Origin of the sequence: Flavobacterium sp., assembly GCF_044348915.1 — a bacterium.
Classification (GTDB): domain Bacteria; phylum Bacteroidota; class Bacteroidia; order Flavobacteriales; family Flavobacteriaceae; genus Flavobacterium.
Map to the genome: position 1 here is coordinate 1 of NZ_JBIKRX010000014.1, position 15,689 is coordinate 15,689.

At 34.7% G+C, this 15,689-nt stretch carries 18 protein-coding genes; 7 read left to right on the top strand and 11 right to left on the bottom strand.

What is annotated here, in order from left to right:
• The first annotated feature begins 213 nt into the window (after positions 1-213).
• Entirely contained in the window at positions 214-1,209 is a 996-nt protein-coding gene (locus tag ACIQ1E_RS04055; protein WP_396168922.1) for an NAD(P)H-dependent glycerol-3-phosphate dehydrogenase, read from the top strand.
• A gap of 77 nt (positions 1,210-1,286) precedes the next feature.
• On the opposite strand, the gene ACIQ1E_RS04060 is transcribed toward ACIQ1E_RS04055, so the two are convergent.
• The 3 genes from ACIQ1E_RS04060 to ACIQ1E_RS04070 form a co-directional block, all read right to left on the bottom strand.
• A complete protein-coding gene (locus ACIQ1E_RS04060; protein ID WP_396168924.1) occupies positions 1,287-1,694 on the bottom strand; it encodes a hypothetical protein in 408 nt (135 codons plus the stop codon).
• 115 nt (positions 1,695-1,809) lie between these two features.
• Positions 1,810-2,829: a phenylalanine--tRNA ligase subunit alpha gene (gene pheS / locus ACIQ1E_RS04065; RefSeq protein ID WP_396168926.1), complete on the bottom strand. Its 1,020-nt coding sequence runs from the start codon at positions 2,827-2,829 to the stop codon at positions 1,810-1,812.
• Positions 2,830-2,940: 111 nt separating this feature from the next.
• A complete protein-coding gene (locus tag ACIQ1E_RS04070) occupies positions 2,941-3,297 on the bottom strand; it encodes a hypothetical protein (RefSeq protein WP_396168928.1) in 357 nt (118 codons plus the stop codon).
• 176 nt (positions 3,298-3,473) lie between these two features.
• Between ACIQ1E_RS04070 and ACIQ1E_RS04075 the strand changes: the two genes are divergently transcribed.
• From ACIQ1E_RS04075 to ACIQ1E_RS04085, 3 genes are all read left to right on the top strand, one after another.
• Entirely contained in the window at positions 3,474-3,977 is a 504-nt protein-coding gene (locus tag ACIQ1E_RS04075) for a CvpA family protein (protein WP_396168929.1), read from the top strand.
• A complete protein-coding gene (locus ACIQ1E_RS04080) occupies positions 3,974-4,213 on the top strand; it encodes a T9SS type A sorting domain-containing protein (RefSeq protein WP_396169007.1) in 240 nt (79 codons plus the stop codon). Before ACIQ1E_RS04075 ends, ACIQ1E_RS04080 begins: the two co-directional genes overlap by 4 nt.
• A gap of 68 nt (positions 4,214-4,281) precedes the next feature.
• Positions 4,282-4,737, top strand: coding sequence for a hypothetical protein (locus tag ACIQ1E_RS04085; RefSeq protein WP_396168931.1), 456 nt, complete (start codon positions 4,282-4,284; stop codon positions 4,735-4,737).
• A gap of 136 nt (positions 4,738-4,873) precedes the next feature.
• Here the strand turns inward: ACIQ1E_RS04085 and ACIQ1E_RS04090 are convergent, their stop codons facing one another.
• From ACIQ1E_RS04090 to ACIQ1E_RS04125, 8 genes are all read right to left on the bottom strand, one after another.
• A complete protein-coding gene (locus tag ACIQ1E_RS04090) occupies positions 4,874-5,620 on the bottom strand; it encodes a tetratricopeptide repeat protein (protein WP_396168933.1) in 747 nt (248 codons plus the stop codon).
• A gap of 70 nt (positions 5,621-5,690) precedes the next feature.
• Complete coding sequence (locus ACIQ1E_RS04095) at positions 5,691-7,445, bottom strand: BatD family protein (protein ID WP_396168935.1); 1,755 nt, start codon at positions 7,443-7,445, stop codon at positions 5,691-5,693.
• A 45-nt stretch (positions 7,446-7,490) separates the two neighbouring features.
• On the bottom strand, positions 7,491-8,252 hold the full coding sequence (locus ACIQ1E_RS04100) for a BatC protein (RefSeq protein ID WP_396168937.1): 762 nt from the start codon (positions 8,250-8,252) through the stop codon (positions 7,491-7,493).
• Between the two features lie 62 nt (positions 8,253-8,314).
• Complete coding sequence (locus tag ACIQ1E_RS04105) at positions 8,315-9,349, bottom strand: VWA domain-containing protein (RefSeq protein ID WP_396168939.1); 1,035 nt, start codon at positions 9,347-9,349, stop codon at positions 8,315-8,317.
• Between the two features lie 49 nt (positions 9,350-9,398).
• Positions 9,399-10,400, bottom strand: a complete 1,002-nt coding sequence (locus ACIQ1E_RS04110) for a VWA domain-containing protein (protein ID WP_396168941.1) — start codon at positions 10,398-10,400, stop codon at positions 9,399-9,401.
• Positions 10,400-12,025, bottom strand: a complete 1,626-nt coding sequence (locus ACIQ1E_RS04115; protein WP_396168943.1) for a hypothetical protein — start codon at positions 12,023-12,025, stop codon at positions 10,400-10,402. The genes ACIQ1E_RS04110 and ACIQ1E_RS04115 overlap by 1 nt, the downstream gene beginning before the upstream one ends.
• A gap of 54 nt (positions 12,026-12,079) precedes the next feature.
• On the bottom strand, positions 12,080-12,943 hold the full coding sequence (locus ACIQ1E_RS04120; RefSeq protein WP_396168944.1) for a DUF58 domain-containing protein: 864 nt from the start codon (positions 12,941-12,943) through the stop codon (positions 12,080-12,082).
• Between the two features lie 80 nt (positions 12,944-13,023).
• Entirely contained in the window at positions 13,024-14,028 is a 1,005-nt protein-coding gene (locus ACIQ1E_RS04125; RefSeq protein WP_396168946.1) for an AAA family ATPase, read from the bottom strand.
• 313 nt (positions 14,029-14,341) lie between these two features.
• Between ACIQ1E_RS04125 and ACIQ1E_RS04130 the strand changes: the two genes are divergently transcribed.
• The 3 genes from ACIQ1E_RS04130 to ACIQ1E_RS04140 are packed head-to-tail and all read left to right on the top strand — an operon-like array spanning position 14,342 to position 15,667.
• Positions 14,342-15,103 (top strand): SDR family NAD(P)-dependent oxidoreductase, encoded by a 762-nt coding sequence (locus ACIQ1E_RS04130; protein WP_396168948.1) that lies wholly within the window; start codon positions 14,342-14,344, stop codon positions 15,101-15,103.
• A complete protein-coding gene (locus ACIQ1E_RS04135) occupies positions 15,078-15,356 on the top strand; it encodes a hypothetical protein (RefSeq protein ID WP_396168949.1) in 279 nt (92 codons plus the stop codon). The genes ACIQ1E_RS04130 and ACIQ1E_RS04135 overlap by 26 nt, the downstream gene beginning before the upstream one ends.
• The gene (locus tag ACIQ1E_RS04140) at positions 15,344-15,667 is read left to right on the top strand and encodes a hypothetical protein (protein ID WP_396168951.1); all 324 of its coding nucleotides are present in this window, start codon (positions 15,344-15,346) and stop codon (positions 15,665-15,667) included. The genes ACIQ1E_RS04135 and ACIQ1E_RS04140 overlap by 13 nt, the downstream gene beginning before the upstream one ends.
• Positions 15,668-15,689: the final 22 nt, after the last annotated feature.

Here is a 15,689-nt window from a genome sequence, read left to right on the forward strand (position 1 = left end):
CATGAAAGTACAAAATATAAAAAGATTCACCTAATAAATCCAATGACTATGTGGCATGAATTCGAATTTTATTTCACGTCATTTTGACATGAAATAAAATCCCTATATTTGAGACTGATTAGTTACATTTTTGCGTTTTACAATTCTTTTCTCTAGCTTAGTTTTGCTATATTACTGAATTTTTAAGTACTTTTGATTAAATCTATTAAAATAATGGCCGAAAATTTAAAATTTGCCGTAATTGGCGGAGGAAGCTGGGCAACAGCAATTGCGAAAATGCTATGTGTGAACCTCCCCGAAATTGCTTGGTATATGCGAAATGAAGATGCTATTGAACATATAAAAATGCACCATCATAATCCCAATTATTTAAGTTCTGTCGAATTCGATATAAAAAAACTTAATTTGACCAGCGACATCAATGAAGCTGTCGCTTATGCAGATTATATCATTTTTGCTATTCCATCTGCTTTTTTGAATGGAGAACTTGAAAAACTAACCGAAAGTTTAGAAGGCAAAGTCATTTTCTCCGCCATCAAAGGAATTGTTCCTGAAACCAGTTTAATTGTTGGCGAACATTTCAACAAAACCTACAACATTCCATTCGAAAATATTGGCGTAATCACAGGTCCTTGCCACGCCGAAGAAGTCGCTTTGGAGCGTTTGTCCTATCTTACCATTGCTTGTGGCGATGCCAAAAAAGCCAAAATCGTAGCCAAAAATCTATCTGGAAATTATATCAAAACCAAAATTTCTGACGACATTATTGGTACCGAATATGCAGCTATGCTCAAGAATATTTATGCCATTGCAGCGGGAATCGCGCACGGATTGGGTTATGGTGACAATTTTCAATCGGTTTTGATGAGTAATGGTATTCGAGAGATGAAAAAATTCATCAAGAAAGTTCACAGAATGAAGCGCAACATCAATGACTCGGCCTATTTAGGCGATTTATTGGTTACGGGATATTCTGTTTTTTCTAGAAATAGGATGTTCGGCAATATGATTGGGAAAGGCTATACTGTAAAATCAGCAATGATGGAAATGAGTATGGTTGCTGAAGGATATTATGCTGCCAAAAGTGCCTACAACCTCAACTTGGGTTATGGAGCTACAACCCCGATTATCAATGCTGTTTATAGTATTTTATACGAAGGAAAATCAGCAAAAGCGGTGTTTAAGAAACTGACGGAGAAGTTGGATTAAGTTTTTAGAATAAATAACAAAGAGAATAGAAAAAAGAGAGTTAGTCTTTTTCTATTCTCTTTGTTATTTGTTATTTTTTACCTCACAATCACCCCGTCGACAAACAATAGCGGCACTTCCTCGACATAATCTGGAGTGATGGAATTGGCTTTGAAAATAAATTTTCGGTCGTATAAGGTGTTGCCAATAAAGAAAGTAACCATAAACTCATTGTTGAGTACCAAAACACTTTTTTCGACCATTTCGATTTTTACAAAAGTAACTGCTGGAACTTCGACAAAAGCGTGACGCAAAAGTGACGTTTTTTTCATTTCGCCATCAATGGTTCCAAAAGCTTTGGAGACAACCATTACGCTATCGAGTTTGAAATCGCTGTCGTTTACTAAATAGATATACCAAACTTTTTCCATAAAGTCGTCGCTCCATTCCTGAACTGCGGCGAGGAAAACGTTTTCTACTTCGGGGATGATAATGTCGGATTTCATAATGATTGATGATTTCAAATTGCTTCGCCAGTTCGAGCAAAGCTCTCGGGTTACGAATGTTGATTTTTGATGTATAAAATCTGAAATCAAAAATCGTTAATCAACATTCTTAAATCTAAATACTCGCTTTGAATTGCTCCAAAAATCGAACGTCATTTTCGTAGAACATTCGAATATCCCCAATTTGGTACAACAACATGGCAATTCTTTCAATTCCCATTCCAAAGGCAAAACCAGTATATTCATCTGAGTTGATGTTGCAATTTTTCAAAACATTTGGATCCACCATTCCGCAACCACCAATTTCTAACCAACCGGTTCCTTTGGTAATTCTATAATCGGTTTCGGTTTTTAAACCCCAGTAAATATCAATTTCAGCGCTTGGTTCTGTAAATGGAAAATAAGATGGACGAAGACGGATTTTTGATTTTCCGAACATTTCTTTGGTGAAATACAAAAGCGTTTGCTTCAAATCGGCGAAAGAAACGTCTTTGTCAATATACAATCCTTCGACTTGGTGGAAAATACAATGCGAACGCGATGAAACGGCTTCGTTACGAAAAACTCTTCCTGGAGAAATCGTTCTGATAGGCGGTTTGTTATTTTCCATATAGCGCACTTGCACGGATGAAGTGTGGGTGCGCAATAAAATATCGGGATTGGTTTGGATGAAAAAAGTATCCTGCATATCACGCGCTGGATGGTATTCTGGCAAGTTCAATGCGGTGAAATTATGCCAATCGTCCTCTATTTCTGGCCCTTCGGAAACATTGAAACCAACATTAGAAAAGATGTCGATAATTTGGTTTTTGACTAATGAAATTGGGTGACGGGAACCTATTATTACTGGTTCCGGAGAACGAGTCAAATCTCCATAAAAACCTTTGATTTCCTCTTTACTTTCTAAAGCTTCTTGAATGGCTTTTACTTTTTCTTCAGCTGAAGTTTTTAACAAATTGATTACTTGTCCAAATTCTTTTTTTTGCTCGTTTGGAACGTTTTTAAATTCTGCGAAAAAATCTTTTAAAAGTCCTTTGCTTCCTAGAAATTTAATTCTAAATGCTTCAAGTTCTTCCTTGTTTTGTGTTGAAAAAGCTTGCGCTTCGCCAATATATTCTTTTATCTTGTCTATCATTTTCATCCAATAATTAAGTTTGCAAATTTATGCAAAAGTTAGAAGTTAGAAGTTAGAAGTTAGAAGTTTTTCTAAAATTCTTAACTGATCACTGCGACTGCACACTGAATACTATTCTATCAGTTCTCTTTCGATAAAATAATTCACGATGGCTTCTTTCATCAAAACCGATTGTTCGCCCGCTTTAAGTGGGGGCAATTCTTCTTTTACTTTATAATGCGGCCAACCGTCTTCGTCGAAAAATTCGAATTCATAGAAACCGTATGGTTCCAATAATCGGCAAATGGCGATGTGCATCAGGTTGAGTTTCTCGTCTTTTTCGTAAGTCCGATGCACTTTCCCCAGTTCTTGCACACCAATTAAATAAATGATGGCGTCCAAATCGAGGTCTTCGCCTTGCGAAAATTGATTAGAAAGTAGGTTGACTAGCTGTTCCCAGCGTTCTTTCAGTTGTATATCTCTTGACATTATTTAGAAAATAGAAGAAAGAATAAAGAGAAAAGACTTCATTCTTTGAGTTTAAAAAATTAATTTCGACAAAGATAGGAACTGTATTTTTGACTTCTCTATTTTCTTTATTCTATTTTCTTTATTCTCTTATCTTTGTTCTCTTATCTTTGTTCTTTAACCTAATCTCTTTTAGTATGAGTTTTTTAGATATTTTTCTGGGTGTAATCCTTATTTTAGGCTTGTTTCAAGGTATAAAAAACGGTCTTTTTGTCGAGTTGGCTTCTTTGGTTTCGTTGATTTTAGGAATTTATTTGGCTATCAAGTTTTCATTTTTAGCTAGAGTAATGCTGTCAGCAATTGTGCATTGGAATCCAAAAACGATTCAGATTTCGGCTTTTATTATTACTTTTCTTGTGGTTGTAATTGGCATTTCCCTTTTGGCAAAATTTCTGACTAGTGTTGCCGATTTTGCACAACTGGGTGTAATAAACAACCTTGGCGGTGGCTTTTTTAGACTTTTAAAGACAATATTAATTCTGAGTATCTTTCTGAATCTATTCGAAAAAATAAATTTCAATAATACCTTTGCTAGAAAAGAGACTTTAGACAAATCGCTATTTTATCGTCCTATTCAAAAAACGGCAGGTTTCATTTATCCTTCGATTGAAAAATGGTATGATGATTTGAAAAGGAAATAGCCCCCAACCCTTCATCAGAGATTGTTTTTATTGATTTAGTAGATAAAAATAATTCGCCTGACAAAGAAGCAATAATTTCAGGAACACTTTTTGACTTGATGGGTAAAGCAAATTCAAAAGTTCAAATTACGGATAATAAAGCAACATTATCGGTTCAAGGATTGAAAAAAGGAATATATGTATTAGAAATCTTAATTAATGACTACATTGAAACGCATCAAATTGTAGTTGAGTAAAAATTACTTTATCAAACAATAAATAGTTCACTGCAAAGAAGTGACCTTAACCTTTAAATCTACATTTTATGAAAACAATAATTTTTTCCTTAGTACTGTTCTTTACATTAAGTTGCACTAATAATAACGATAAAAATGATTTTGAACCGCAAACTATTACGCCTGTTTTGATTGGAAACGGGCATTTGGGTACTAATAATACTTTTTATACTAAACAAAATATAGTAATAACTACTAACCGTGAATGGCAAGCATTGTTAACTAATTTTAATTCAATACGCAACAATATAACTGCAACATTCACAGAAACCAACGTAGATTTTGATAAATACCAAATAATAGTAGTTATTGATGATGGAAATAGTGCTACGACTATTGATATTGCAAACATTACAGAAAACAATAATAACATTGCGGTGTCAATAAATCGAAAATTAGGAATTGCACAAGATGTGGTTAATCTTTTTCATATAGTAAAAATACCAAAATCGTCAAAACCAATAGAATTTCAACAAATTAAATAGTGTAGTAGTAGCTACTTTGCAGAATTCCTTTATCCTTCGATTGAAAAATGGTATGAAGACCTGAAAAAAAAGTAAGCAGTGATCAGTATTTAGTGATCAGTATTTGAACTGAACACTTAACGCTGATCACTGAACACTAATCCTTCACTTCCTTAATCGCAGTTTTCTCAATCCAACCTTCGGTTCCGTCAGTCAATTGAATTTTTCTCCAATTGTCCAATGTTTCCAGAACAAAAACTTTGGTTCCTTCGTGAAGGGTAAAAACGGTATTACTGGCTCTTTGTGGTTCGCTTTTTACCAAAACCATTTCAGCAAATATGATAGCTGGTTTTTCGCTTTCGTAATGATTTTTCTCTGAAATTGCGGTTGAAACACTAATCAATAGCAACAACAAAAGGCCGAACATTCCAAAGAAAAATAGTCTTTTGGTTATTGTATACCTCGAAAAATAATAACCCGCAAAACAGAATAGAAACAAAGTGGATAAACCTACCGAAATCCAAGCCCAAGTATTATAATGAAAAATTGAGCTGAAATCGTGAACCATTTTTGAAAAACCCACTTGTGGTATCTCCTTTATCTCATCTATTTGCATTTTATGTGCAAATTTCAGATTGTTTGTAATCTCGGCATCGTCAGGATTAAGCACTAATGCTTTTTCGTAATTGTAAACTGCTGGTGCCACTTTATTTAATTTATAATAGCAATTTCCTAGATTGAAATACAATTCAGCTGATTGCTTTTTGGAACCAATAACCGATTCGTATGCCGCAATAGCCTCCGCATATTTTCCTTTTTGGTACAAGGCGTTTCCTTTATCAAAGCCTGTTTGGGCAAAGAAAAATTGGGTTGTTAGTAAAAATAGTATTAGTAACTTTTTCATTATTTGTTTTTTACCGCAAAGACGCAAAGGCGCAAAGCTTATTTTCTATGTATTATTTTATCCTATATTATTAAGAAATTTGTTTTTCTAGATCCGAAATTATCAGTACTGCTTTATCAAAATCTTTTTGAATATCGGCGCTCGATGATTGTGCAAATCTTGCCAATTCGCAGTTCTCAGTCAGCGTAATAAAATCGATCACCGTCTGGGAACCAGCGTTTTTGGAAAGCAACAATTCCTGAATATTACTTTTGGTCATATCTGATGTCTCGATATGCAATTTGGCTTTCAAGAAATTATGCATTGCTTTTTCCAAAGCCACATAAAACGGTTCTTTGTTGTTGATTTGTTTTTTGGCTTCCGATAAATATTTCTTTGCCAATCGGTTGTTCATTTTTATTCTGTTTCCAAAAACATCTTTGTCTAAGGCTTCTTTTTTCTTTTTGAATAAAACAATCAAAGGCACCATCATAAAAGGCAATAACAATAATCCATAAAACATTTTTGAACCAAAGAAATCCTCTTCTTTCATTGAAATTAAATCGGTTTTCAACTTAATGTATTTGAATTGTTCGTTGCTTGAAATATAGTTTTTAGTATTTGTAGGTGCTGTGCTCGCAACTTGATCATTGGCTGAAGGCCCATCCATAACATTGATCATAATTTCTTTTGAAGTTATGGTCTTGTAGGTTCCTGAACCTAAATCAAAATAAGAAAACTGCATTGGTTTGATAGGGTAATTCCCTTTAAATTGAGGAATGATTGTGTATTTGTCTGAAATTTTTCCTGACATTCCGGCCAAATTCGTATTCACTTTTTCGTCGTGGACAGGATCGTACATTTCTAGCGAGTTGGGAACAACGGGTTTTGGCAAATTGAATAACTTCATATTACCATTTCCTGATACACTAACTATTAAATCCAGACTTTCACCATTTTTCAAATTGGTTTTAGAAGGAGTAACTCTAAAATCAAATTTACCAACAGCTCCTGAAAAATCGGCTGGTTTCCCTGCTTCTGGAAGTGCTTTTACTGCAATTGTTTTGGCTCCAGCCGAAACTCTTTTGTTGGCATTATTCACTACAACACGACCAAACATATCTCTACGATTGGTTGGCAATTGCACATCGATATCCAACGACAAAGGTTCAATTACTAATTTGCCTGATTTTTGTGGATATAAAACTGTTTTTCGCAATACCACAAAACGATATTTCTCACCTTTGAACATACCTTCTTCGCCAACAAGCTGCTTGATGTCGATATTTTGGCTCCAAAAATCATTGTATTTGGGTTTGTCTAATTCTCTCCAATTTGAAATTCCAATATTATAACTGAAATAAAGCTTGTAAACCACCGTGATTGGTTCGTTGATGTAAGGATTCCCTTTTGAAATATCAGCTACAAGATACAGATTGTCATCTGCCGAAATCTGGGTGTCATTTGGATCTCTTTCCTGTTGAACAGCATTTGTAACTGTTATCTTGATTGGAATAGTTTTATATATCTGATTATTGTATTCTATCGTGGCTTGCTTAATGGTAATAGTCCCTTTTTGCATTGGCAATAGATAATACGAATAGATTTTTTCAAAAGAACTCTTTCCGTTTACCCAAGATTGGCTCACTTGCTGACTTGGTCCTGCAATAACTTTAAATCCTTCGAAAGAAGGTTGATTAAAATTATCCCCATCCATATTCATAACAAAATCTACTCGCAGTCTTTCATTCAAACCAAGCGTTGTTTTACTCACTTTTGCTTCAAATTGAATTTGAGCCAAAAGCGATTGGGTAATTAAAAACAATAGTATTACAATTCTTTTCATTTCAATTGATAGTCATTTATTTCAAGTAAATTTCCTTTTGTGGCATTACCAATCTTTTTCAGTTTGGACTGGTTTTCCTTTTACTTTTTGTGCATTTACTTTGTCTTGAATCTTCTTTTCTTCGTTATTTACAGCGTCTAAAAGATTTTCCGTTCTTTGTTTTGAGATTCCTCCAGCAGTCGGTTTTGGTTTCCCTTCATCCTTCGGCTTTTCGTCTTTTTTATCTTGATCTCCTTTATTATCCTTTTTGTCTTTATCTCCGTCCTTCTTATCGTCTTTTTTATCTTTTTCGCCGTCTTTCTTATCGTCCTTTTTATCCTTGTCCTTATCTTTATTTTTGTCTTTGTCTTTATTTTTATCGTCTTTAGGTGGATTTTCCTTTAACTTCTGCTTCGCTAAAGCGTAATTGTATCGCGTTTCTTCATCTGAAGACTTGTTACGCAAGGCATTTTTATAGGCTTCGACTGCATTTGTATAATTTTTTTCTTTCATAAACACATTTCCCAAATTGTGAAATACTTTATGTCTTTGCACTCTTGATTTGGTTACAGTAAGTGCTGATGCATAGGCATATTTAGCTTCTGCAGATTGATTTTGTTTGTATATTGAATTCCCTAAATTGAAAGGAGCTACCGTTCTTTTGGGAAATTTTGAGTGTGAAATTCTATAATTGGCTTCAGCCTCAACAAACTTCTTTTCAGCATACTGCTCGTTAGCTTCTGGCAATGTTTTGTCTTTTTTTTGGGCATAGCCCTCTAACCCCAAAAAGGAGAATAAGAAAACAAATATGAAATATTTTTTAATCATTTGAAATATTGTGTTTTATAACTTTCAAGCATCCGCGAACTCCCCCTTCGGGGGTTGGGGGGCTACTCTTTTTCGTTAAATAAATTCAATTTTTGAACCCATTTTGTCTTTCTTTCCAACAGGAAAACATCTAATACTAACAGCACGAATGCAAAACCTAAAAACCACTGAAATTGCGATTGAAAATTGGCCATTTGTGTCGATTCAAATTCTGTTTTTTGAATATTATCAAGTGCGTTTTTTACGTAATCAAGCACTTGTTTGGTGTTATTCCCATCAACATATCCTCCTTTAGTGGATTTGGCAATAGCCGTTAATCCTTCTTTATTTAATTTTGTAATTACCACTTGGTCATTATTGTCTCTTTTAAAACTTTCAATAACACCATTGACTCTTAATGGAATTGTCCCTCCCTTTTCGGTTCCAACTCCAATGGTTATGATTTTCATTCCCAATTTATTCGCTTCTTCGGCTGCTTCTTCAGCTCCTTCAGAATGGTCTTCTCCATCCGAAATCAGGATCAATAATTTGCTGGTTTTGCTTTTATCATCAAAATAAGTTGCCGATAATTTAATGGCTTCGTTCAGCGATGTTCCTTGTGAAGAAACGATATCGGTATTCATACTTTGAAGAAACATTTTAGCCACTCCATAATCGGTTGTTATTGGCAAAACTGGGAATGCACTACCTGCATAAGCAACGATTCCGATTCTATCATTCCCCAATTGATTGATAATCTGCGAAACGATTTGTTTGCTTTTTTCTAATCTATTTGGAGCAACGTCTTCGGCAAGCATACTTTTAGAGACGTCCATCGCAAAAACGATGTCAATTCCTTCCCTTTTCACAGTTTCCATTTTGGTACCAATCTTAGGGTTTACCAATCCTAAAATGAGTGCAACGAAAGCCAAACAAATAACTACTAATTTTAAAATTGGCTTAAAAATTGATTTTTCTGGACTTAATTTTTTAATTAAATCTAAATCGCCAAATTCGCGCTGTTTTTTTCTTTTCCAATACTGATTGTACAGAAAAAGTAATACCAAAATTGGTATTACCATAAGCAGATATAAATATTTTGATTCGTCTAATTCCATTCTCAAAAAAAAGTAATTAGCCATTAGCCAATAGCCAATAGCAATGTTCTTATATAAAACTCCTGTAAACCGTGTTTCGCAATCCCAATTCTAGCAAAAGCAAAAGACCAGCAATCCAAACAAAAGGTCTGTATTTTTCATCGTAATCATAGAATCGTAACTCTTTGATTTCGGTGGTTTCTAATTTGTTGATAGCCGAATAAATCTCTGCTAACTTACTGTTACTTGTGGCTCGGAAATACTTCCCTTCGGTTTTTCTGGCGATGTTTTTCAACAATTGCTCGTCTATTTCCACTTTCATCATTTGAAATAAAATCTGTCCCGTAGGCGATAACGCATAAGGCGATTCGGCCATTCCGTTGGTACCAATTCCGATAGTATACACTTTAATTCCGTATTGCTTGGCTATGTCTGCGGCTGTTTCTGGCTCAATAAATCCTGCATTATTTACACCGTCTGTTAATAGAATGATCACCTTGCTTTTGGCTTTGCTCTCCTTCAAACGGTTTACCGCCGTTGCCAATCCCATCCCAATCCCTGTTCCGTCCTGCAAAACTTGGTCGTATTTTATACTTCCGATGGCATCGAGAACTATTGCTTTATCACTAGTTACAGGCGTCTTGGTATAGGCCTCAGAAGCATAAACTACAAGTCCAATTCTGTCGTTGGGTCTTTCCTCGACGAAATCGGCGGCAACGTCTTTCAATGCTTCCATTCTATTAGGTCGCAAATCTTTGGCAAGCATACTTCCCGAAACGTCTATTGCCATTACAATATCAATCCCTCGAGTAGTTTTAGTTTGATTGCTAATATCTACCGTTCTGGGTCTTGCCAACGCGATAATCAAAGAACTTAAGGCTAGTATTCTCATTACATTGAGCATCGGCTTCAATTTCACCAATAGCGAATTCGCATCTTTGAAACCCTGAGTTGAACTCATTTTTAAATTAGCCGTTTGCTCATTTTTTTTCCAATACATCCAAGCAACTGCTAATGGAACTAGTAGAAAAAGCCAAAAAAATTCTGGATTTAAAAAACTTAACTTTTCCATTATTGCTTCGTGTTTTGAAGTTCGACAGAGCTTAAAATTCGTTCCGAAATTTGATTTGCATACTGATCACCCTCTTCGTGAACAATAATAATTTGCTGCAATCCGCCTTCCTGACTAAAGATTAGAACTTCATAATATAATTTAGTACTGCTTTGGTTTTTGCCGTCTATTTGCGAAAACGTACCAAAACCTTTCATTCCTTTGATTCCTTCTTTGGTTTCAAAATCTTCTTGCTTTACAATCATATTTTGTGCTCCTTGCGCTTCCATAGTTTGTAAAGCGCCATCCAATGATTTGGACAAATCGATTTGTGTCTCCTGCTTGAAATACAAAGTAGAGACCATAATATAAAAATTATCGATTAGGCTTCCGTAAGCAAAAGACTGCATATCCTTGATCAATGCCATTCCGTCTTTTGGCAATGTTTTAGTCAAGTCAACCCTTTTAAGAACTTGTGGTGTTTCGACTCTCACAATAGGACTTCCATACTCGCTTTTGATCCATTCGCCTTCTAATAATTCTTTGGATGGATGTCCGATGATATTGTCTTTTACATAAGTAAATCCTTTGGTGGCCACAAAATAAGTCGTTGTTATAAAGAGTAACAGAAACACAGCAACAGAAGTTATTAAAATACGTTTCTGTCTTTGCTTTCTTAATTCTCTTTTCAATTGTTCCTGACGTTGCATTTCGTTGAGCAACATTTCATCATTGTTTTCAACAACAACCGGAATCGCTTTATCTAGAGTGACAATAGCTCTTTCAATTTTTCTACGGTCTTCGGTAATTTCGAAATCCATTGGTTTTGATTTGGCAAATTTTACCAAATCGGCTTGTTTTAAAACTGTCAATAAATTATCAAAAGTTTCTTTCGACAGCTTCATTCTTTTCTTTTTGGAAGCCATTTGCAGGCCTTCGATTAGCTCAGAAGTGGTACTTTCCATCGCTGGGATTTCTATCGCTTCCTCAATATAGTTCCGAACAATATCAGTTAGTTCGCTATAATAGGCTTTGATTTCGCCTTGTTGCCACAATTCTTTTTTCTCTAAAGTATCAAGCAAACTAGTCGCTTTTTCAATTGGAGTTTTATAAATTTCTTCTTCAATTTTGTTTTGCTGACGCTTTTTGATGTACCAATAAATCAAAGCACCTATCCCCGCAATCAATAGTAAAACCAATACATATTTCCACCAATCGCCGATTCCTTCATTAGCTGGAACAATATCCTTGATATCGAACATTTTTTGTTTCAATGTGTCTACTTGTACATTTGCCACCTCAACTTGAATTGAATCGGATAAATAGGGTTTATTATTGATTAAAATCTTTACACTTGGAATCGTGTATTTTCCAGAATCGAATTGGGTTAAACCATATTTTTTGACTAATTCATATCGGTCATTTTTTAAGATGGTGTCAATAGGATATGAGTAAATTACTTCAAGAGGTCCAAAGTTTTTTACATTCGGAAAAACCACTTTCGACAAGGTATCGACATTGGTTTTCAACGTAAGTTTAAACTCCGCGCCAATTTTATTTTTGGTAGTATCAATACTGGTTATAAGTTGTTTTTGCTGGGCAAAAACAGCAGTAGTAAACAGAAAGTATAGTAGTAGTTTTTTCATTCTTAATATTTAAACCTATAAGGTTTTAAAAAACCTTATAGGTTTACAGTTAATTTAACGGGATTTAAAATAGCCTAATAGTTTGGTTACATAACTTTCATCAACTCTTGTATTTACAACTCCTGCACCCGATTTACTAAAGGTTTCTTTGAAATATTTCAGCTTTTCCTGATAAAATCTTTCATAATTCAATCGCACGGATTTAGAACCCGTATCAATCAATTGTGTCACGCCCGTTTCAGCATCTAGCATAGAAACCATTCCTAAATTGGGCATTTTTTCTTCTCGAATGTCGTATACTCGAATGCCTGTGATATCGTGTTTTTTCGACGCAATTTTCAAAGTATGCTCATAATCTTCTGAAATGAAATCGGAAATCACAAACACAATAGCTTTCTTTTTTTGCGTACTTGACAAGAATTTCAAGGCTTGAGCAATATCTGTTTTATGGCTTTTTGGTTCGAATTCGATCAGTTCTCGAATGATTCTCAAAACGTGTGAACGTCCTTTTTTGGGCGGAATGTACAATTCAATTTGGTCGGAGAACAAAATCAAACCAATCTTGTCATTATTATTGGTAGCCGAAAAAGCCATTGTCGCAGCAATTTCGGTAACGATGTCTTTTTTGAATTGATTTTTAGACCCAAAACTTTCCGAACCAGAAATATCCACCATCAACATCATTGTCAATTCGCGTTCTTCCTCGAAAACTTTGACGTGAGCTTCATTGTAACGAGCAGTAACATTCCAATCGATAGCACGAATATCATCGCCAAATTGATACGGACGTACTTCGCTAAAAGTCATACCGCGTCCTTTGAACGATGTGTGGTATTCACCCGAAAAGATGTGATCGCTCAATCTTCGGGTTTTGATTTCTATTTTACGTACTTTTTTTAAGAGGTCTTTTGTTTCCATTATAGAGAAAGTGTTCAGTGTTCAGTATTTAGTTTTCAGTAAGTCACTGACCACTTGCAAACTGATCACTGCAAACTAATTTACGGTACTTCAATCTCGTTTATGATTTTGTTGATGATATCAACTGATGTGATATTCTCAGCTTCGGCTTCGTAAGTAATTCCAATTCTGTGACGCAATACATCGTGAACCACGGCACGAACATCTTCCGGAATTACATAGCCTCGGCGTTTTATAAAAGCATAACATTTTGCAGCATTGGCAAGATTGATACTTCCACGAGGAGAAGATCCAAAACTGATTAAAGGTTTCAAATCGGCCAATTTGTATTTTTCAGGATAACGAGTGGCAAAAATGATATCAAGTATGTATTTTTCAATTTTTTCATCCATATAAACCTCACGAACGGCTTCTTGCGCACGCAAAATTTGTTCTACAGAAACAACTGCATTTACTTTTTCGTAACTTCCTTTAAGGTTTTGACGAACTACCATTCTTTCGTCTTCCATTTTTGGATAATCAATTACCGTTTTCAACATAAAACGATCGACTTGCGCTTCTGGCAAAGGATACGTTCCTTCTTGTTCAATTGGATTTTGTGTAGCCAATACTAAAAACGGTTTGTCTAGTTTAAAAGTGGTATCGCCAATAGTTACTTGTTTTTCCTGCATCGCCTCTAACAATGCCGATTGCACTTTGGCAGGCGCACGATTGATCTCATCAGCCAGAACGAAGTTGGCAAAAATGGGGCCTTTTTTTATAGAAAATTCATTCGATTTAATATTATAAATCATAGTTCCTACAACATCGGCAGGCAATAAATCAGGAGTAAATTGGATTCTACTGAACGATCCTTGAACGGCTTGCGCCAATGTGTTAATCGCTAATGTTTTTGCCAATCCTGGAACTCCTTCAAGTAAAATATGTCCTTGCCCTAAAAGTCCAATTAATAATCGCTCAATCATATGTTTTTGACCTACGATTACTTTATTCATTTCCATGGTTAGCAAATCGATGAAGGCACTTTCTCTTTCTATTTTTTCATTGATTGCTCTAATGTCCAAAGTCGTTGTATTTTCTTCCATTTTCGTATTTTAATTGCTGTAATTTTTAATCGTCCTTTTTGACGGTGCAAATTGAATTTTTTTTTAGAAGTACGATGTTAAAAAATGGTTAAAACTTCTCACAAGTCCTGAATTTTAAGGATGTTTTGTGATAGTATTTTCATATTTTTAAAGTTTTAAAAAAAAATGGCCTAAAATTGGGAATTCACTAGTATTTTTATGGCTTTTTATCTTTGACAAAATAAGCCTTTTTTAAAGATGATTCAGAACAAAACCAATTATAAAATCTCAAAAAATAGTGTCTTTTTACTATTTTAAATATAAAACAAAAACAATGAAAAAAACAGCCTTAGTGACGGGAGCAACGAGCGGAATTGGAAGAGCAACGGCAAGAATATTGGCACAAAATAATTATAAAATTATTCTCTGCGGAAGACGGGAAGATCGATTGAAGGAACTCGATAAAGAACTTTCTGAAATTACAGAAATCCATACTTTGTGTTTTGATGTTCGCGATAAGAAAGCCGTTTTTGACAGCATTAATTCTTTGCCAACTGATTTTTATACAATTGATGTTTTGATCAATAATGCTGGAAATGCACATGGTTTAAGTCCCATACAAGGTGGCGATTTAGAGGATTGGGACGCAATGATTGATATTAATGTCAAAGGACTTTTGTATGTTTCGAAAGCCATAATTCCGAAAATGATCGAACAGAAATCGGGTCATATTATCAACATTGGTTCCATTGCTGGAAAAGAAGTGTATCCGAACGGAAATGTGTATTGCGCTTCAAAATACGCTGTTGATGCCTTGAATAAAAGTATGCGAATCGACTTGAATCCTTATGGAATTCGGGTGGGAGCAATTCATCCTGGAATGGTCGAAACCGAGTTTAGCGAAGTGCGTTTCAAAGGCGACAAGGACAAAGCTGCCAATACCTACAAAGGCTTGAAACCCTTGACAGCAGAGGATATTGCCGATATTATTCACTTTGTAATTTCCAGACCGTATCATGTAAATATTGCTGATTTGATTGTTTTGCCCACCGCTCAGGCATCGGCGACAATTGTTAAAAGAGAATCAATTAGTTAGGTTTGTTTTAGATGGAATAAATAAAATCAGTAACTTTGAATTAAATTCTATAAAAATGGAAATCGCAACACAAAAAAAAGAAATTATAGATTGGATTTTATCCATCGAAGACCAAGCGGTTTTAAATGAAATTGAAATACTTAAAAAACAAACTAGTTTTAATTTTGATGAAGAATTTAAAAAAGGGCTCACTGTTGAAGAATTTAGAAAACGAACTACAGAATATATAAAATCCCTTCCGTGGAAAAAGTAATTATTCTTTACAAACCCGAAGTAGAGATTTACCTCAATGGGCTGATTTTTGATCTGTTCCACGAAAAATATTTTAGTTATCTAGAAAATTCTATATTGTACAAAGACAAAATCATCGATTTCATAGAAAGTGATATTGCTACTTTCCCTTCAAAAAAAACACCTGCGGCATTAAAAACTTTTGGTTCAAAATACATTTTCTATAAATCGAATCAACGAACAACTTGGTATGTTTTTTTTGAAAACAAAGACAATAATTATCTTATTACCAACATCATAAACAGCCATTATAAAGAAACTAAATGGCTTTAAATGCAATCACAAGAGCAAATTT